Origin of the sequence: Winogradskyella arenosi (genome assembly GCF_003337305.1) — a bacterium.
Classification (GTDB): domain Bacteria; phylum Bacteroidota; class Bacteroidia; order Flavobacteriales; family Flavobacteriaceae; genus Winogradskyella; species Winogradskyella arenosi.
On record NZ_QPJO01000003.1, the window covers coordinates 303,399 to 321,554 of the forward strand.

The following is an 18,156-nucleotide window of genomic DNA, read 5'->3' on the forward strand; positions in this document are numbered from 1 at the left end:
GCCTCACCCCCTTGTAGTCTTTAACTCAAGGCTGTTTTTTCAACCAGATTCTATAACTTATAAGCCACTGATATAATTTCCGTAAGGATCTTGAAACTGCATTCCTTTAGAATAGCGGTATTTACTCAGTTTTTTGTACTGTGTTAATCCCCATAGAATAAATTCTTTTTCAAAATAAACATCCTTCGGATCTATTTCGGGTTGATAATCTGCAATAAGCACATCTAGTGGAGGAACTTCATCTAATTTAGCCTTATATGTTGCATCATCAAATTCATTTAGCAATTCGAAACCATTACTATTGAAAAACCAAGAAATAAGATCATCATAAGGAGTTTCATCGCCATGCTTTTCAAGCTTTTCTACTTTAGGAAAATAGTTTGGGAACAGCGTTTTAACTGCAGCTTCCATTAAGGCGTTGGCCACAAAATCGGCACCCTCTTGCTCCCCTTCGTAAACCAATTCTACTTTCCCTGTAATGGCCGGAATAACGCCAAGAAAATCCGCTAAACGCACCGTAGTTTCACGGTCTCCAGAGAGTAAGGCACGACGTTCAGCCGTACTTAAAAGGTTTTCAAAAGCGGTAATACTCATACGCGCACTAACCCCACTTTTAACATCCACATACTCGCTTTCTCTAGCTTCAAAACTAATCTGCTCTAACAAATCCTTAGCTAATTCAGGTACATAAACCGATTCTGATTGTCGGGTATCTAATTGGGCTTCTTGGGCGGTAATGGTTCGGGCCGTTTCTACACGCTCTGGATAATGTGTTAAGATCTGAGAGCCTATACGATCTTTTAAAGGCGTTACAATACTACCTCTATTGGTATAATCTTCAGGATTCGCCGTAAAGACAAACTGCATATCTAAGGCTAAACGCAACTTAAAACCTCGAATCTGAATATCCCCTTCTTGCAGAATATTAAATAAAGCCACTTGAATACGAGCTTGCAAATCGGGCAATTCGTTAATCACAAAAATACAACGGTTCGCACGTGGAATCATACCATAGTGAATAACACGATCATCTGCATAACTTAATTTTAAATTGGCAGCTTTTATAGGATCAACATCTCCTATAAGATCAGCAACCGTGACATCTGGTGTCGCTAGTTTTTCTGCAAAACGGTCTTCTCTAGGCAACCAAGTAATAGGAGTATCATCGCCTTTTTCGGCAATTAATTCTACGGCATATCTAGATATTGGCGCCAAAGGGTCATCATTAATTTCTGAACCTTCTACAACAGGAATATAAGCATCTAAAAGTTGTACCATCATTCGCGCTAAACGGGTTTTTGCCTGTCCTCTTAGTCCTAATAAGTTAATATTATGACGCGATAAAATAGCACGCTCCAGCTCGGGAATTACCGTATTCTCATATCCGTGAATTCCTTGAAATGTGTTTTTTTTCTGTTTTATATTTTCAATTAAATTATCTCTTAATTCGTCTTTAATAGACTTTGATTGATAACCTGAGGCCTTCAATGCCCCTAATGTTTTTATAGCTTCTTTTTTCATATCTACTTTTATTGAGAAGAGCTCATAGAGAATAGCCGAAGTCATATCTCCCTTCTGTCCTCTTTATTCTCTGTTCTCTTTATTCTTTTTTCTTATTACTTCGTCTTTCTTCTTCCGACCTAGCCTTTAATTCTTTTCTTTCTATTGTTTTCGTAATCTTCAAAAATCATTTCTCCTAAGCCTTTCAATCCCGTGTAAAAGGCTTTTCCTCTATTGGCTTGGGTAAATGCCCTAACAAATTGCATTAAATACGGATCTTCAGCAATCATAAAGGTGGTAATCGGAATATGTAAACGTCTTGCTTGTTGGGCCATACCATAACATTTATTGGTAATATAAGGATCTAGTCCATTACTGTTCTTATAATACTGTCCGTCCGGTAAGCGTAAACAACTAGGTTTACCGTCAGTGATCATAAAAATTTGCTTATTGGTATTCCGTTTCCGTCTTAGCATATCCATAGCGAGTTGCAAGCCCGCAACCGTATTAGTATGGTAAGGTCCCACTTTTAAATACGGCAAGTCTTTAATTTTTATAGGCCAAGCATCATTTCCGAAGACCAAAATTTCTAAGCTGTCTTTAGGGTAACGCGTGGTAATCATTTCGGCTAAAGCCATAGCCACTTTTTTGGCCGGAGTAATACGGTCTTCGCCGTAGAGAATCATACTATGACTAATATCAATCATCAGCACGGTACTCATTTGGCTTTTATGAAGGGTTTCTTCAACCACTAAATCATCTTCCGTTAAACTAAAATCACCGAGACCGTTATTAATTTGCGCATTTCGAAGACTTTCGGTCATGGAGACCTTGTCTAAACCATCTCCAAACTGGTAGGGTCTAAAATCGCCGGTGTGTTCATCGCCTAAACCTATACCCTTGCTCTTGTGATTACCAGAACCACTACTTTTTATTTTACCAAAAATATGATCTAAAGCTTGTTGCCGTATAGCACGTTCCGTTTTTGCTGTAATAGTGATGCCACTATTTCCTGTTCCGTCCGGATCAATCTCTTCTTGAATGTAGCCTTTACGCTTTAAATCTTCAATAAAATCATCAATCGTATACTCTGGAGTGGTTAATTTATATTCTATATCGAGCTGACGTAGCCAGTCTATAGCCTCATCAAAGTCTCCTGAAGTATGCGTAATTAATTCCTTAAAAATTTCAAAAAGTTTATCGAAAGGCGATTGGTACGGGGCTTCATACGATTTAAAGACAAAGCCCGATTTGTTTAGTTTTTCTTTCATAGCGTTATAAAAATAACACTTTTCACGTTCCTAGTAAGACGTGTTAACATCAATTTAGAAGTTGATGCTCTTGATTTCTGTAAATAAGAACAGTTCTTATGTTGAAGAAACGGACTTTCACATTAAAAAGAAGCAGAATACAACCCTAAAAACAACGCTGTATCGTAGATTACTCCACACGTCTTAATCCGTCGAAATCTACAATTTTAACATGCTTTCCGGTGGTTGCGATTAAGCCTTCTTTTTTAAATTGCGATAGAATACGAATAGCAGATTCTGTAGCGGTACCCACTAAACTGGCATAGTCTTCTCTAGAAAGCACCACACTTACATAACCATCTTCATCCTTATCAAAAGTTTCATGTAAATAAGTTAAAACATCTGCGAGACGGCGTTTTACAGATTTCTGCGCCATATCTACAATAATATTATCCGCAACACGAAGTTCGCGCCCCATATCTTGTAACATATCTAAGGAAAAGCTCGCATTTTTGGCCAAATCATGAAGAACTTCATTCTTAGGAATAAAACACACTTCCATTTCATTGACAGCAATGGCCGTTAAATTAGAGACTTCGTCGGTAACCAAAGAGCGTTGCCCAATTAAATCGCCTCTAACAACCAATTTAACAATTTGGTCTTTACCGTTAGCGCTAAGTTTAGACATTTTACAAACCCCACTTTTCACACAATACACGCCATTTATATTGTCGCCTTCTTTAAAAAGGACTTCGCCTTTTTTAATGTATTTTGAAGTCTTACAGCCGGAAATCCGAATTAAATCATCTTTCTCTAAAGCTCTTAAAGAATTAAACTGTTTAATAATGCATTGGTCACACTTACTCATCGTCATAATAGATAGAAGTCAAAGTTATGGAAAACATGACAATTATCATAGGGATTAGATCTTAGTTTATAGACTTTTGTGCCGGTATAAATGAGCAAATAATAAAATGGAAAACAAAACTTGTTTTCACTGTGGAGATGACTGTGGACATCATCCAATAACATTTCAAGATAAATCATTCTGTTGTCAGGGATGCAAAACCGTTTTCGAGATTTTTAATGAAAACGATCTTACTTGTTATTATGATCTACAAAAATCACCTGGTGCGGTTCCTAAAGAAATTGAAGGTAAATATGATTTTCTTACCCAAGAGAACATCATTGATAAACTCACAGAATTTAGAGACGACAACTTAGAGATTACAACTCTTTATATTCCGCATATCCATTGCAGTTCTTGTATTTGGATCTTAGAAAACCTCAACAAATTAGATCCTAACATCACCGGATCGCAGGTCAACTTCGGCAAAAAAACGGTTAGAGTTACCTATAAAAATACCACCAACTTAAAATCTGTAGTCTTACTTTTAAGCGCTATTGGCTATGAACCTTACATCAGTTTAGATGATTTTAGTGCCGGTAAAAAAGAAATTAACCGTTCGCTTATTTATAAATTAGGCGTGGCTGGTTTTGGGTTTGGAAATATTATGTTTTTATCCTTTCCGGAGTACTTTGAGGTGAATGAGTTTTGGCTAGAACAGTACAAACCGTTGTTTCGCTGGCTTATGTTTGCGCTCTCCTTACCCATCGTATTTTACTCCGCACAAGATTATTTTATTTCGGCTTACAAAGGCCTAAAAGCAAAAATCTTAAACATTGACATTCCTATAGTTTTAGGTATTACTGTTTTATTTGTAAGGAGTACCATTGAAATTACTTGGGACTTAGGATCTGGATTTTTTGATAGCTTGGCCGGTCTTATTTTCTTCTTACTCACGGGAAAGTTTTTTCAACAAAAAACCTATGATTTCTTATCCTTTGAACGCGATTATAAGTCCTACTTTCCTATTGCCATCACTAAAATTAATCATGAAGGCTATGAGGAAACCATTCAGGTTTATGATATCAAAAAAGGCGATCGTATTCTTATACGGAATGAAGAATTGATTCCTGTAGACGGCATCCTTATTAATGGAAACGCAAAAATTGACTATAGTTTTGTTACCGGAGAATCGCAGACCTTACGCAAACACTCTGGAGATAAATTGTTTGCTGGCGGTAAACAAACCCAAGGCGTTATTGAAATGGAAGCCCTTAAATCGGTAGAACAAAGTTACCTCACGCAACTTTGGAGTAACGATGTTTTTAATAAAGATAAAGAAGAAGGCTTTACAAACATTACCAATAAAATTAGCAAGCACTTCACGCTAGCTATTTTAACCATATCGCTGATTGCTACGAGCTATTGGTTATTTAGAGACCCCAGTAAGGCGATGAATGTTTTTACTGCCGTTTTAATTATAGCCTGCCCTTGTGCCATTGCACTTTCCGCCCCTTTTACCTTTGGAAATCTTTTAAGGCTCTTCGGAAAACATAAGTTTTACGTTAAAAATGCCAGTGTTATAGAGAAACTCGCGCATATTAATACCATTATTTTTGACAAGACGGGTACCATTACCTCCAATAGAAAAAGCCATGCAAAATACGCAGGAACTGAACTTTCTGAGGAAGAACATCAGGTATTAAAAAGTTCGCTGCGTGGATCTAACCATCCGCTAAGCCGTACGCTCTATAGCATTTTAAAAGCCAATAATATTGAAACCTTAGATACGTTTGAAGAGCATATTGGAAAAGGTATTGTTGTACAACACAAGACCCTTAACATGAAAATTGGCTCAGCCAGTTTTGTGGGGAGTCCAGAAGAGCGTTCGGTATTAAACACTACAGTTCATGTTAGTAGCAATAATGTTTATAAAGGGAAATTCACCTTTTATAACAGTTACCGCAAAGGTGTTTCTAAACTTTTTAACACCCTCAAAAAGCATTATGATTTGGTGATTCTCTCCGGAGATAATGAAGGTGAACGCGAAAACCTAAAAAAATTACTTCCTGCAAAAACCAAACTTATTTTTAATCAAAAACCGGAGGACAAGTTAGAGTTTATAAAATACCACCAAACGGAAGGCGCCAAAATTATAATGATTGGAGATGGCTTAAATGATGCTGGTGCCTTAGCCCAGAGTGATGTTGGTATTGCGCTATCGGAAGACGTTAATGTCTTCTCCCCAGCTTGTGATGCTATTTTAGATGCTACAAAATTTAATACGTTGTATCAATTTATTAAAGCTTCTAAATCCGCTATAAAAATCATTCAATGGAGCTTTGTTCTGTCCTTCATATATAATGTTGTAGGACTTTACTTTGCCGTTACGGGACAATTAGAACCGGTAGTAGCTGCAATTTTAATGCCCTTAAGCTCAATTAGTATTGTGATATTCACCACAATTACCACTAACTTTTTAGGAAAGAAATTGAAATAAATAGGCAATATGATATTTATCATGTTTTTAAACCGGTATCAATACTAATTTTGAGCCGTAACTTCAGTAGGTATGAGTGTTATTTATATATTATTAACCATAAGCATTATTGTGGCTATCGGATTTTTTATTGCTTTTATCCTCGCGGTAAAAAGCGGACAATTTGATGACAGCTACACCCCATCGGTGCGCATGCTTTTTGAAGACGAACTGGTCAAAGAAAAACCAAAATCAACAAATAAAACCACTAAGACTAATTAATTATTATGGAAGTACAACAATTCTATTACGATAATAAAATCGTTAAAAATTTCCTTTATGCCACCATTTTTTGGGGTGTAGTAGGTATGGCTGTAGGATTACTACTCGCATTTATGTTTGTGTTCCCCAACCTTACCGATGGCATTTCATGGCTAAGTTTTGGGAGGTTAAGACCTTTACACACCAACGCTGTTATTTTTGCATTTGTTGGTAACGCTATTTTTGCTGGGGTCTATTATTCCACACAACGTTTATTAAAAGCCCGTATGTTTAACGACACCTTAAGTCAAATTAACTTTTGGGGTTGGCAAGCAATTATTGTGGCAGCGGCAATTACCTTACCTTTAGGGTATACCTCATCTAAAGAATATGCCGAATTAGAGTGGCCTATAGATATTGCTATTACTTTAGTTTGGGTCGTTTTTGGCTGGAACCTTATCGGAACCATATTAAAACGTCGTCAGCGTCACCTATACGTTGCCATTTGGTTTTACCTCGCTACGTTTGTTACGGTTGCCGTTCTTCATATTTTTAATAGTTTAGAACTACCTATTAGTGGCATGAAAAGTTACTCCGTTTACGCTGGGGTTCAAGATGCCTTGGTGCAGTGGTGGTACGGACACAATGCGGTGGCCTTTTTCTTAACCACTCCATTTTTAGGATTAATGTATTACTTTGTTCCTAAAGCGGCCAATAGACCGGTATATTCTTACCGCTTGTCAATTATTCACTTTTGGTCATTAATCTTTATATACATCTGGGCAGGACCGCACCACTTATTATATACAGCCTTACCAGAATGGGCGCAAAACCTAGGAGTTGCTTTTTCTGTAATGTTATTAATGCCATCTTGGGGTGGTATGATCAACGGACTTCTTACACTCCGTGGCGCATGGGATAAAGTTCGTACAGATCCGGTTTTAAAATTTATGGTTGTGGCCCTTACCGGTTACGGTATGGCAACTTTTGAAGGCCCTTTACTCTCCTTAAAAAATGTAAATGCCATTGGTCACTTTACAGATTGGATTATTGCACACGTGCACGTTGGAGCCTTAGCTTGGAACGGTTTCTTAACCTTTGGTATGGTCTACTGGTTAATCCCAAGACTATTTAAAACTAAATTATTCTCTACAAAATTAGCGAATGCACATTTCTGGATTGGAACCTTAGGAATTATCTTCTATGCTTTACCATTATACGTGGCTGGTTTCACCCAAGCGAGTATGTGGAAACAATTTAATCCAGACGGTACTTTAAAATACGGTAACTTCTTAGAAACGGTAACCGAAATTATGCCAATGTACTGGATGCGTGCTATTGGAGGAACCCTTTATATTATTGGTATGCTCATCTTACTTTATAATGTGGTAGCCACAATACAAAAATCTAAAGTTAGTGTTGAAGATGAATTAGCTGAAGCTCCTGCATTACAACGTGTTTCTAAACACAGAGTTGCTGGTGAAGGATGGCATAGTGTATTAGAACGTAAGCCTATTAAACTGACTATTTTTGCAACCATCGCTATTTTAATTGGTGGAATTGTTCAAATTGTCCCTACAATTTTAGTGAAATCAAACATCCCTACTTTAACCAGTGTAAAACCGTATACACCTTTAGAATTAGAAGGGCGTGATATTTACATCCGTGAAGGTTGTGTGGGTTGTCACTCTCAAATGATTCGTCCTTTTAGAAGTGAAGTAGAACGTTATGGCGAATACTCTAAGGCCGGAGAATACGTTTACGATCATCCATTCTTATGGGGAAGTAAACGTACTGGACCAGATTTACACCGTATAGGTGGCAAGTACTCAGACAACTGGCATCTTAATCACATGTACGATCCACAAAGTACCTCATCAGGTTCTATTATGCCATCTTATAAATGGTTGGTAAAAAATGAATTAGATAAGACGCAAACAGAAGCTAAAATGCGAGGTATGGTACAACTAGGCGTGCCTTATACTGAAGAGGACATTGCTAATGCACAACAGCAAATGACCACTCAGGGTACACAAATTGAGAAAAATTTATATGCTGATCCTGATTTTGAAGCGACTTATGAAGCAGATAAACAAAACGGAGGACCTGATTTTGTAGAAATGCGTGATCGCGAAATTGTAGCCTTAATCGCCTATTTACAACGTTTAGGAACAGATATTAAAGTGCAAGACATTGCTCCTGAAACCGCTAAAAATTAATTCACGATGTTAAAATTTGTAAAAAATCATATGGATAGCATTTCTGGAATAGAAATCTATCCCATCATATCACTTCTCATCTTTTTTGGCTTTTTTGTCATCTTATTCTGGTGGGTTGTAACAGCAAAAAAAGAATATATAACTAAGGTAAGTGATTTACCATTTGATAATAAAAACCAAACAGAACTATGAGAAATTTAACACCATCTTGGTTACGAGTTCCAATCCTATTTTTTATCATTTTCGGAATTGTAGAATACTTCGTTGAATCGGGTGATGAACCAGCATTTATAGCCCAACCTTTAATTGCTCTATTTCTAGTCTTAGTACTGTTAATTTTAATAGCTATTGAAGGGATTTCAAAATCCATAAAAAACGTCTTGTATCAAAGTTTAGATGCCGCCGGTAAAGCGCGTTTTGATGCTCGCGAGCAAGAGCCTTCAAAACTTATGCTATGGATCCAAAGTACCTACAAAAAAATGTTGGGATCTAAAGCTATAGAAGAAGAACATGAAATTATCTTAGATCATAATTACGATGGTATTAAAGAGTTAGATAATGATCTTCCGCCATGGTGGTTATATGGGTTTTATGCCTCAATTATTTTTGCAGTTATCTATTTAGTAAAATATGAAGTGTTTGATGGAGATAGCCAAATAGATGAGCTAAAAACGGAGTATGCGCAAGCAGCTATCGCAATTGAAGAATACAAAAAAACAGCTAAAGATCTTGTAGATTATAATACGGTTGAAGTCTTAACCGAAACTGCTGACCTTAACGCCGGAAAAAAGATATTTGAAACCAATTGTGTGGCTTGCCATAAAATTGATGGTGGTGGTGGTATTGGGCCTAATCTTAGCGATAACCATTGGATTTTAGGAGGTGGTATTAAAAATGTTTTTAAAACCATTTCTGAAGGTGGTCGTGATGGAAAAGGAATGATTGCTTGGAAACAAAGTTTAAAACCGGCAGAAATTGCTCAGGTTGCTAGTTATGTATTACAATTCCAAGGCACCACCCCTGCTGAGCCTAAGCCAGCAGAAGGTGATATTATTTGGGACGCAGAAACTGAAGAATAATTTAAACCTCCTATTGTGGAATCCTCAAAAAAAGAAGCCTTTAGAGATAGTATTGGCACGGTAACCGATGAAGGCAAACGCGCCTGGGTATATCCTAAAAAACCTAGCGGAAATTTTTACAGCTATCGTAAAATCGTCAGCTATGGTCTACTGCTCTTTTTATTGGTAGCGCCGTTTATAAAGGTAAACGGTAACCAGTTTCTATTACTTAATATTTTAGAACGTCGTTTTAATGTATTTGGGCTTCCTTTTTGGCCACAAGATTTTTACCTTGTCGTCATCTCAATGCTTATCGCAGTAGTGTTTATAGCACTATTTACAGTAAGTTTTGGTCGTGTGTTCTGTGGATGGATTTGTCCACAAACCATTTTTATGGAAATGGTATTCCGCCGTATTGAGTATTGGATTGAAGGGGATAGAAATAAACAACGGAAATTAGACAAGCAAAAGTGGAATGCAGAAAAAATTAGAAAAAAGGGCTTAAAATGGTTCATCTTTTTAATCATCTCATTCCTTATTGCAAATGTATTTTTAGCTTACCTCATAGGTAGCGATAAGCTTTTACGCTATATCTCTGAGAGCCCTTTAGATCATTTAGGCACCTTGTTGCCCTTGCTTATTTTTACAGCGGTCTTTTATTTTGTATTCGCTTGGTTTAGAGAACAGGTCTGTATTATTGCTTGTCCTTATGGACGATTACAAAGTGTATTATTAGATGAAAAATCTATTGTTGTAGCCTACGATCATAAACGTGGCGAAGCTGAGGAAGGACGTAAAAAGTTTAGAAAAAATGAAGATCGTGAAGCTTTAGGCCATGGCGATTGTATTGATTGTCTTCAGTGTGTCAATGTCTGCCCTACAGGTATAGACATTAGAAACGGAACGCAATTAGAATGCGTTAACTGTACCGCCTGTATTGATGAGTGCGACCATATCATGGAAAGCATAAATAAACCTAAAGGCCTCATTAGATATGCCAGTGAGAACGAAATAGAAAATAAAGCCAAATTTAAACTTACGGCAAGGATGAAAGGCTATATCGCCGTATTATCAATTCTAATCGGTGTATTTGTAGGCTTATTATTTCTAAGAAATGATGTTGAAGCTACAATTTTAAGGCTTCCAGGGCAGTTGTATGAACATAAAGCGAATGAAGTTATAAGTAATGTATTTACCTATAAATTGGTGAATAAAACTACCAAAGATATTGAAAACATTCACTTTAAGTTAAGAACTTATGAGGGCGATATTAAATTGGTATCTACTACAGATAACTTTATTGTACCAGCTCAAGATTTAGCCGAAGGGACTTTGTTTATAGAAATCCCGAAGCGCGAATTATCTGGTGATAAAAATAAACTGATTATTGAGGTCTATAGCAATGAGGAACTAATTGAAACTACTTCTGTTAACTTTTTAGGCCCCCGTAGTTATAATTAAAACCGTTAGTAAACGCTGTTATTAAAAGGTATTTTACTTTTAATGACAACAAATTGAAATACCTATCGAGCTTCTGAAAATTTTTAATTTCAGAATTAGATAACTTAAAATATGGAGATTCCTACACAGATGGGAAGATAAATTATGAAAATAAATTGGGGAACCGGAATTGTTGTTGCATTTATAGGCTTTATAAGCTTCATTATGTATTTTATCATTACCATGAGTGTCAATGACAAATATGATTTTGATCTTGTTACTGAAGATTATTACGGTCAAGAATTAGAATTTCAAGAGGATTTAAATAAAGAAGCTTTATCTAAAACTTTAGCAACAAATCTAAATTGGTCAAAGAATAGCGAAGGCCTTAGCATCAACTTCCCAAAAGACATCGATTATAATACCATTACAGGCACAGTGTTCCTATATAGACCATCTAATAAACAATTTGATTTTGAAATTCCAATTTCATTATCTAACCACAATTTGCTCATACCTGACAAACGTTTATTAGGTGGTCGTTGGAACATTAAAATTGACTGGAAAACAGCAGACAAAGCCTATATTTATAAAACCGAAATTATATACTAAATGTTAATATCGGCACTTATACTGGGGATGTTAGGAAGTTTACACTGCGTTGGGATGTGTGGTCCTATTGCATTTATGCTTCCTGTAGATCGTTCTAACTCGGTAAAAAAAATAAGTCAGATTGCCATTTATCATTTAGGAAGATTATTGGCTTACAGTATCATTGGCCTCTTGTTTGGTCTAGTAGGAAAAAGCCTTTACATTTTCGGGTTTCAACAACAACTCTCTATTGCTATTGGTATTTTAATGATTGTCGTGGTTTTATTACCACAGCGCATCATCGGTAAATACCAACTTTCAAAACCGTTATACAAATTAATAGGAAAGGTAAAATCTTCCTTAGGGCAAGCCCTTAAAAAGAAAACTGCAGACACATTTTTAACTATCGGTTTTCTAAACGGTTTTCTCCCCTGTGGTCTTGTGTATATGGCTGTTTTTGGAGCCGTAGCAACGGGAAATTTACTCCAAGGCAGTTTGTATATGCTTTTATTCGGACTCGGAACAATCCCATTAATGACCACAGCTATTTATTTAGGAAAGTTCTTAAATAGCAACATTAAACAACGCATTCAGAAAGTCATTCCCGTTCTGGTAATGGTTATCGGCGTGCTCTTTATTCTTAGAGGATTAGGTTTGGGTATTCCTTACATTTCACCTGCTCCTATTACAGAAATGGCCACCAGTACTATGGAATGTCATTAAAACCACACCAAGGGTTTTTACCGCTTTAATTTTTAGACCTTAGCGTTACTTTAAAAATTTTAGGGTTTTTACAAAAATAATGCTTGTAATAGGAGTCTACTTGCAATGCATAAGTTATTTTTAGGGTATAAAACTAACGTTATCAATAGCTATAATTCCCATGAAGATTTTATACATACACGGCCTAAACAGTTTACTGAGTCTCGAAAAACGACAAATTTTAGAACAATATGGCGACGTTTTTGCCCCAACCCTTAATTATAAAGAAAACCCAAATGCTATTGCAGATATCATCGCTCAGTATGCAGACCATAGCTTCCAAGTGATTATGGGAAGTAGCATGGGTGGTTTTGCTGGATTTTATGCCTCTAACCATTTTAAATGTCCAGCCTTACTTTTTAATCCCGCCTTATCAAAACGACCGGTAACACAACAGATCCCAGAAACGCTTAAAACCATAACGCATTTTAAACAACTCGTTTTAGGCACCGAAGACGAAGTCGTCAATCCAAAGGATACCCTTCAGTTTATAGCCAATCTTATAGACCAACAGCCTCAAATAACATTGCACCTTAAAAATAAATTAGCGCACCGTATTCCTTTACCGGTTTTTAAAGCGGAAGTAGAAGCTTTTTTCAACACGCTATAATCATCATTCATCTAAAATCCTTTTATTTATGAAACATATGCTTCTCACCTGGCTTTTGGCACTCTCGTTTTTAACAGCCACGGCTCAAGATATTAGTGTTGAAAAATCGACCTACGGTATTCAAGTTGGATTTTTTGGTGTGTATGGACATAACGAATCACGCTTATCTAATACCATTGCCTTGCGGAGTGAATTGGGCTTAGATGCTGCTATTTACAGTAACAATTTTGCAGGCAGTAGAAAATTTGTCTTAGTTCCGGCTTTAACATTGGCACCACGTTGGTATTATAATCTAAAAAAACGGGTGTCCAAGTCGCGACGTATCGATGGCAATAGTGGAAATTTTATTGCCATAAAAACCAGTTACCATCCCGATATGGTTATAGGCCATTTAGATGACAACGTTAATTTTATCAGTGATATTTCAATTATTCCTACCTGGGGCATCCGTAGACATATAGGACAACATTTTACATATGAAACCGGAATTGGAATGGGCTTTATCCATTTTTTTGAAGAAGATAATGTCTACCTTTCTAGCACGAGTGGATTAGCGCTTAATTTGCATTTAAGAATTGGATACCGTTTTTAAACCTAAAACTCCACAGAAAAGAAGTTAATGCTCAAGGCTCAAAACGCCTTTTAAAATAGAGGTGTCTTTTCTAAAAAAACGCCAAAACCCTGCAGCTTTGGCGTTTTTAACACGATGTTAAAATAAAACACTAACTATGAACACCGTTAATTAGAACTTAAATGTCATTACCGGTAAGGTTGAATGGTTGGCAATATCTTCAGAAACGCTACCTTCAAAAAAGTGAGATAAGCCTTTTCTACCGTGAGTTGCAACAGCAATCAAATCGGCACCAATAACATTAGCAAAATGTAATATGCCTTGTTCAATGGTGTAATCGGAAACCACATTAATTTCATTTAATAATTTTAAATCGCCTTCGGCACGTTCCAAAAATTTAGAGACACGTTGATCTATCTCTGATGAACTATTAAAATTACCATCGGGAGAATTCACGTAAACTAGGTGCATCTTAATGCCTAAATTTTTAAACGTTGCCTTAGCCTTCTGATAAGGTGCAATAGCATCTTCAGAAAAATCACAAGCAAAAACTCCATGTTCAAACTCCAACAGAATAGGATTATGCTTAATAACCAATACTGGCACATCAGAATAGCGTACAACTTTCTCGGTGTTAGAACCTATTAGCACTTCTTTGAACCCACTTGTGCCTTGAGACCCCATTACTATAATATTGGCCTCATACGTTTTAGCCACTTCATTAACTTCACTCCAAACTTTAAAGTGTTTAATAACGGGCTTAACCTTTACCTCTTTTAAATAAGGTTTGTCTAAAAATTTATCAAACTTTTGTTCTGCCAGCTTTATAAAATAAAGCGTTTCTTGGTGTAAGGCTTCATTGGCAGACGATATTATTGTATTAGACAACTCTAGCATATGCAAAACAATCAATTCTGCCCCATGTTTCAAGGCTAAACTTGCCGCAGCTTCTAGGGCAAATTCTGATTGTTCAGAAAAATCAACAGGTACAATAATTTTGTTCATTTTTTCAGATTTTAAATGGTCATAGAAAACAACTGTGTTTCTGGCTTTTTGCGTTGTAATAACAAATCAAAAGCCATACATATATTTCTTATAAATGGTTTTCCTTTTTCTGTTACGAGGACTTGTTGGGGTTTAAACACGAGTAAGCCATCGTGTTCAAATTCTTTTAATTTAATAAGGACTTCAGGCAAGGCATCAAACTGTAAGGCATCATCCTTCCACTCCGTTTTAAAATGACACATTAGATTAAGAATGTGTTTTCTAATTACTAAATCCTCATCATTTAAAATATGGCCTTTAAAGACTGGGATAATTCCATGCTCTAATAAGTGGTAATACTCTTGGTTAGATTTTACATTTTGCGCAAAACCATACCAACTATCACTAATAGACGAGACGCCTAAACCTATCATTACGTGCGTCTTTGAAGCGGTATAACCCATAAAATTACGATGTAGCTCTTGGGTTTCCATAGCCTTATACAAGCTGTCTTCTTTTAATGCAAAATGGTCCATTCCTATCTCTACATATCCCGCCTGCTGTAAACGTTGTTTTCCGGTTTCATATTGCTGACGTTTTGATGCTGGTGATGGTAAATCGGCATCACTAAACCCGCGTTGGCCATTACCTTTAATCCATGGCACATGAGCATAACTATAAAAAGCAATTCGGTCTGGCCTCAATTCTTCGGTTTTGTTAATGGTTTCTATAACATCGGCTTCGGTTTGAAAAGGAAGACCAAAAATAATATCGTGCCCTACAGAGGTATAACCAATGGCTCGTGCTAAGTCTGTGGCACGCTTCACGTTTTCAAAAGGTTGTACTCTATTGATGGCCCTTTGAATGGTTAAATTATAATCTTGAACCCCGTAACTCACTCGTCTAAATCCTAAATCGAATAAAGTTTGAAGATGGGCTTCAGTCGTATTATTAGGATGTCCTTCAAAACTAAACTCATAATTATCGGCAAGATCTGAAGCCATTAATAATTCAGAAATTAACAAATGTAGATGTTCAGGAGAAAAAAATGTAGGTGTACCGCCCCCTAAATGCAACTCTTTAATTTTAGGCTTGCCTTCTAATACATCCAAATACAAGCGCCATTCTTTTAAAACGGCCTTGATGTAAGGCATCTCAACTTCATGACGTTTGGTAATGCGTTTATGGCAACCACAAAAGGTGCAAAGACTTTCACAAAAAGGCAAATGGAGATAGAGACTTATCCCTTCTTTGTCATTATGCTCTTCAAAAGAACGTTTTAAAGACGCTTTCCATTGCACTAGAGAAAACGCTTCGGTATTCCAATAAGGAACCGTAGGATAACTCGTATAACGAGGTCCTGATACATTATATTTATCGATTAACGACTGACTCATTTTTATTCAAATTTCAGATGTAAAATTAGACGAATCGCCAACCGTAAACTATGATAATTATCATAATCAAAAAATCATAGCATTGAAGAATCACAAAGAGCTTGCTTTACACTATAGAACTACTTAACTTTACTCAAAATTAAATTTAAGTCATGAAAAGCACAAAATTTTTAGCAGTATTGGTTATTCTTACCTTAGGATTAACATCTTGTAAAGAAGAAAAAAAAGAAGTCAAAACAGAATCGACTGAGACGATAGATAATGCGGTTAAATACGTTATTAAACCCAATGCCACTTCTGTAAAATGGACGGCTTATAAAACCACTGAAAAAGTTCCTGTAGGTGGTGAATTTTCAACTTTAAATTTTGATGCTAAAGAAGGAGCAACACCTCAAGAAGCTTTAAATAATTTAGAATTTGCAATTCCTATTGAAAACCTTTTTACTAAAGATGAGTCTAGAGATTTAAAAATAAAAACTTCTTTTTTCGGTAGCATGTTGAATACTGAATTTATAAAAGGTAAAATAAAATATATTGATAATGCTTATGTAGCATCGATTACAATGAATGGTGTTACTGCAGATTTACCTTTAGAGGTTTCAATTACAGATGAAAGACGTGTGAGCCTAAAAGGGGTTATGCAGTTAAAAGACTGGAATGCATTAGGTGCCTTAGAAGCTTTAAACAAAGTGTGTTTTGATCTTCACAAGGGTGCAGATGGTGTAAGCAAAACTTGGGAAGAAGTTGCTATTGAAGTAAATACGTATTTACGTGATAAATAAGGAAAGTTTTTAAGCTGTTGTTTTACATACGCACGTAAGACAATTACCATATGAACTAACTTTTTTTTCGATTGAGTTCTTAAAACTTTGCGTACTTAATTAATTTGGGATTGCTGTTAAATCATATTTAATAGCAGTCCCATTTTTAGTAATGGGGCTGTACAGCGCAATTATTAACGCAACATAAAATAAGAACACTCATGAAAAATTTAAAATTTTTAATCCTCGGTCTTTCCGTGATTGTAGCAACCGCATGTAAAGACAACAAGAAAGACAATGAAACGGTACAGGAAACTGAAGTTGAAGTTATTGAAACCCCAGAAAAGACGGCAACCAAAATATCGGTAACTCTAGCGCCAAAGAGTGATAGTGATGTTTCAGGAACAATCCACTTTACTCAGAATGATGATAAGGTCACTATGGAGGGAACCGTTACCGGTTTAGAAGAAGGTAAGCATGCCATTCACATTCACGAAAAAGCCGATTGCTCTGCTGCAGACGGGACCTCTTCTGGTGGGCATTGGAATCCTACAGGACAACCACATGGCGCATGGGGAGACGAAGCCGGTTATCATAAAGGCGATATTGGAAATTTAGAAGCCAATGCTAACGGACGTGCAACAATTACTAAAACAACGGACGAATGGTGTATTGGATGTGGTGATCAAACCAAGGATATCTTAGGGAAAGCCGTTATTGTACATGTTGGTGTCGATGATTTTAAATCGCAACCTTCAGGTGATGCAGGCTCTCGTATAGGCTGTGCTGGAATTATAGAATAATTGTAGTACATTTACAATAAAAAAACTAATTGTTAGAACAATTGCGGTGATTTTCTTCCCCATTCTGCGAAAATTCTAAGAAAATGACCTAGCAATGGAAGTAGAACTCCTAGTAAAACAATTTCAAGATAAAAACCATAGCGCCTTCGAGGCGCTTTATGGTATGTATAGTAAAAGCATACACGGTATTATTTACAATATTGTTAAAGACAATGCCATCGCAGACGAAATTACGCAAGATGTGTTTATAAAAGCATGGCACAAATCAGAGACTTACTCGTCTAAAAAAGGGCGCTTTTTTACATGGATTCTCAATATTGCGCGCAATGCAGCAATAGATAAAACAAGGTCTAAAGCCTTTAAACAAAAGAGACAAAACCTTAGTGCCGATAATTTCGTAGATATTATAACCAGCCATGATAATTTAGACCACAGTACCGATGCCATTGGCATTAAAAATTTTGTAACCCAATTAGGTGAAAAATGTAAAGCTGTTATTGAACTCCTTTATTTTAAAGGTTTCACTCAAAAAGAAGCTTCAGAAACGTTACAAATGCCAATTGGTACGATTAAAACGAGAAATCGGAACTGTATACAACAATTAAGAGAGATGGTATTATAAT

General features: G+C 36.3%; 18 protein-coding genes. 13 read left to right on the forward strand and 5 right to left on the reverse strand.

The annotated features are described in order from the left end of the window. Window positions 1–57: 57 nt before the first annotated feature. The 3 genes from DFQ08_RS10440 to DFQ08_RS10450 all read right to left on the reverse strand — a co-directional run bounded on the left by DFQ08_RS10440 (window position 58) and on the right by DFQ08_RS10450 (window position 3,624). Window positions 58–1,521: a MoxR family ATPase gene (locus DFQ08_RS10440; protein ID WP_114309965.1), complete on the reverse strand. Its 1,464-nt coding sequence runs from the start codon at window positions 1,519–1,521 to the stop codon at window positions 58–60. Window positions 1,522–1,640: 119 nt separating this feature from the next. After that, on the reverse strand, window positions 1,641–2,771 hold the full coding sequence (locus tag DFQ08_RS10445) for a vWA domain-containing protein (protein ID WP_114309966.1): 1,131 nt from the start codon (window positions 2,769–2,771) through the stop codon (window positions 1,641–1,643). A gap of 169 nt (window positions 2,772–2,940) precedes the next feature. Continuing rightward, a complete protein-coding gene (locus DFQ08_RS10450; protein ID WP_317048384.1) occupies window positions 2,941–3,624 on the reverse strand; it encodes a Crp/Fnr family transcriptional regulator in 684 nt (227 codons plus the stop codon). Between the two features lie 100 nt (window positions 3,625–3,724). Between DFQ08_RS10450 and DFQ08_RS10455 the strand changes: the two genes are divergently transcribed. The 10 genes from DFQ08_RS10455 (at window position 3,725) to DFQ08_RS10500 (ending at window position 13,609) form a co-directional block, all read left to right on the forward strand. Continuing rightward, the gene (locus DFQ08_RS10455; RefSeq protein ID WP_114309968.1) at window positions 3,725–6,097 is read left to right on the forward strand and encodes a heavy metal translocating P-type ATPase; all 2,373 of its coding nucleotides are present in this window, start codon (window positions 3,725–3,727) and stop codon (window positions 6,095–6,097) included. Between the two features lie 72 nt (window positions 6,098–6,169). Continuing rightward, complete coding sequence (gene ccoS, locus DFQ08_RS10460) at window positions 6,170–6,358, forward strand: cbb3-type cytochrome oxidase assembly protein CcoS (RefSeq protein WP_114309969.1); 189 nt, start codon at window positions 6,170–6,172, stop codon at window positions 6,356–6,358. A gap of 5 nt (window positions 6,359–6,363) precedes the next feature. Then, window positions 6,364–8,556 carry a cytochrome-c oxidase, cbb3-type subunit I gene (ccoN, locus tag DFQ08_RS10465; protein WP_114309970.1) on the forward strand — a complete coding sequence of 731 codons (2,193 nt, stop codon included), beginning with the start codon at window positions 6,364–6,366 and terminating at the stop codon, window positions 8,554–8,556. A gap of 6 nt (window positions 8,557–8,562) precedes the next feature. Continuing rightward, the gene (locus DFQ08_RS16335; protein ID WP_114309971.1) at window positions 8,563–8,748 is read left to right on the forward strand and encodes a CcoQ/FixQ family Cbb3-type cytochrome c oxidase assembly chaperone; all 186 of its coding nucleotides are present in this window, start codon (window positions 8,563–8,565) and stop codon (window positions 8,746–8,748) included. Further along, the gene (locus DFQ08_RS10475; protein WP_114309972.1) at window positions 8,745–9,635 is read left to right on the forward strand and encodes a cbb3-type cytochrome c oxidase N-terminal domain-containing protein; all 891 of its coding nucleotides are present in this window, start codon (window positions 8,745–8,747) and stop codon (window positions 9,633–9,635) included. Before DFQ08_RS16335 ends, DFQ08_RS10475 begins: the two co-directional genes overlap by 4 nt. Before the next feature lie 15 nt (window positions 9,636–9,650). After that, on the forward strand, window positions 9,651–11,075 hold the full coding sequence (ccoG, locus tag DFQ08_RS10480) for a cytochrome c oxidase accessory protein CcoG (RefSeq protein ID WP_114309973.1): 1,425 nt from the start codon (window positions 9,651–9,653) through the stop codon (window positions 11,073–11,075). Between the two features lie 144 nt (window positions 11,076–11,219). After that, complete coding sequence (locus DFQ08_RS10485) at window positions 11,220–11,666, forward strand: FixH family protein (protein ID WP_114309974.1); 447 nt, start codon at window positions 11,220–11,222, stop codon at window positions 11,664–11,666. Further along, window positions 11,667–12,368, forward strand: a complete 702-nt coding sequence (locus tag DFQ08_RS10490; protein WP_114309975.1) for a sulfite exporter TauE/SafE family protein — start codon at window positions 11,667–11,669, stop codon at window positions 12,366–12,368. Between the two features lie 160 nt (window positions 12,369–12,528). Next, entirely contained in the window at window positions 12,529–13,017 is a 489-nt protein-coding gene (locus DFQ08_RS10495) for a YqiA/YcfP family alpha/beta fold hydrolase (RefSeq protein WP_114309976.1), read from the forward strand. A 28-nt stretch (window positions 13,018–13,045) separates the two neighbouring features. Further along, a complete protein-coding gene (locus DFQ08_RS10500; protein ID WP_114309977.1) occupies window positions 13,046–13,609 on the forward strand; it encodes a hypothetical protein in 564 nt (187 codons plus the stop codon). A gap of 150 nt (window positions 13,610–13,759) precedes the next feature. On the opposite strand, the gene DFQ08_RS10505 is transcribed toward DFQ08_RS10500, so the two are convergent. Continuing rightward, the gene (locus DFQ08_RS10505) at window positions 13,760–14,593 is read right to left on the reverse strand and encodes a universal stress protein (RefSeq protein ID WP_114309978.1); all 834 of its coding nucleotides are present in this window, start codon (window positions 14,591–14,593) and stop codon (window positions 13,760–13,762) included. A gap of 11 nt (window positions 14,594–14,604) precedes the next feature. Beyond that, complete coding sequence (hemN, locus tag DFQ08_RS10510; protein ID WP_114309979.1) at window positions 14,605–15,969, reverse strand: oxygen-independent coproporphyrinogen III oxidase; 1,365 nt, start codon at window positions 15,967–15,969, stop codon at window positions 14,605–14,607. A gap of 152 nt (window positions 15,970–16,121) precedes the next feature. Here hemN and DFQ08_RS10515 point away from each other — a divergent pair, with 152 nt between their 5' ends. From DFQ08_RS10515 to DFQ08_RS10525, 3 genes are all read left to right on the forward strand, one after another. Continuing rightward, on the forward strand, window positions 16,122–16,751 hold the full coding sequence (locus DFQ08_RS10515) for a YceI family protein (RefSeq protein ID WP_114309980.1): 630 nt from the start codon (window positions 16,122–16,124) through the stop codon (window positions 16,749–16,751). 200 nt (window positions 16,752–16,951) lie between these two features. Further along, window positions 16,952–17,533, forward strand: coding sequence for a superoxide dismutase family protein (locus DFQ08_RS10520; RefSeq protein ID WP_114309981.1), 582 nt, complete (start codon window positions 16,952–16,954; stop codon window positions 17,531–17,533). Window positions 17,534–17,627: 94 nt separating this feature from the next. Next, window positions 17,628–18,155: an RNA polymerase sigma factor gene (locus DFQ08_RS10525; RefSeq protein WP_114309982.1), complete on the forward strand. Its 528-nt coding sequence runs from the start codon at window positions 17,628–17,630 to the stop codon at window positions 18,153–18,155. The last annotated feature ends 1 nt before the right edge of the window (window position 18,156 follow it).

Coding starts and splice junctions, on each gene's coding strand:
- DFQ08_RS10450 (WP_317048384.1), bottom strand. CDS start 3,624: ATGACGATGAGTAAGTGTGACCAATGCATTATTAAACAGTTTAATTCT.
- DFQ08_RS10485 (WP_114309974.1), top strand. CDS start 11,220: ATGAAAATAAATTGGGGAACCGGAATTGTTGTTGCATTTATAGGCTTT.
- DFQ08_RS10440 (WP_114309965.1), bottom strand. CDS start 1,521: ATGAAAAAAGAAGCTATAAAAACATTAGGGGCATTGAAGGCCTCAGGT.
- DFQ08_RS10495 (WP_114309976.1), top strand. CDS start 12,529: ATGAAGATTTTATACATACACGGCCTAAACAGTTTACTGAGTCTCGAA.
- DFQ08_RS10475 (WP_114309972.1), top strand. CDS start 8,745: ATGAGAAATTTAACACCATCTTGGTTACGAGTTCCAATCCTATTTTTT.
- DFQ08_RS10520 (WP_114309981.1), top strand. CDS start 16,952: ATGAAAAATTTAAAATTTTTAATCCTCGGTCTTTCCGTGATTGTAGCA.
- DFQ08_RS10500 (WP_114309977.1), top strand. CDS start 13,046: ATGAAACATATGCTTCTCACCTGGCTTTTGGCACTCTCGTTTTTAACA.
- hemN (WP_114309979.1), bottom strand. CDS start 15,969: ATGAGTCAGTCGTTAATCGATAAATATAATGTATCAGGACCTCGTTAT.
- DFQ08_RS10525 (WP_114309982.1), top strand. CDS start 17,628: ATGGAAGTAGAACTCCTAGTAAAACAATTTCAAGATAAAAACCATAGC.
- DFQ08_RS16335 (WP_114309971.1), top strand. CDS start 8,563: ATGTTAAAATTTGTAAAAAATCATATGGATAGCATTTCTGGAATAGAA.
- ccoS (WP_114309969.1), top strand. CDS start 6,170: ATGAGTGTTATTTATATATTATTAACCATAAGCATTATTGTGGCTATC.
- DFQ08_RS10505 (WP_114309978.1), bottom strand. CDS start 14,593: ATGAACAAAATTATTGTACCTGTTGATTTTTCTGAACAATCAGAATTT.
- ccoN (WP_114309970.1), top strand. CDS start 6,364: ATGGAAGTACAACAATTCTATTACGATAATAAAATCGTTAAAAATTTC.
- DFQ08_RS10445 (WP_114309966.1), bottom strand. CDS start 2,771: ATGAAAGAAAAACTAAACAAATCGGGCTTTGTCTTTAAATCGTATGAA.
- DFQ08_RS10455 (WP_114309968.1), top strand. CDS start 3,725: ATGGAAAACAAAACTTGTTTTCACTGTGGAGATGACTGTGGACATCAT.
- DFQ08_RS10490 (WP_114309975.1), top strand. CDS start 11,667: ATGTTAATATCGGCACTTATACTGGGGATGTTAGGAAGTTTACACTGC.
- DFQ08_RS10515 (WP_114309980.1), top strand. CDS start 16,122: ATGAAAAGCACAAAATTTTTAGCAGTATTGGTTATTCTTACCTTAGGA.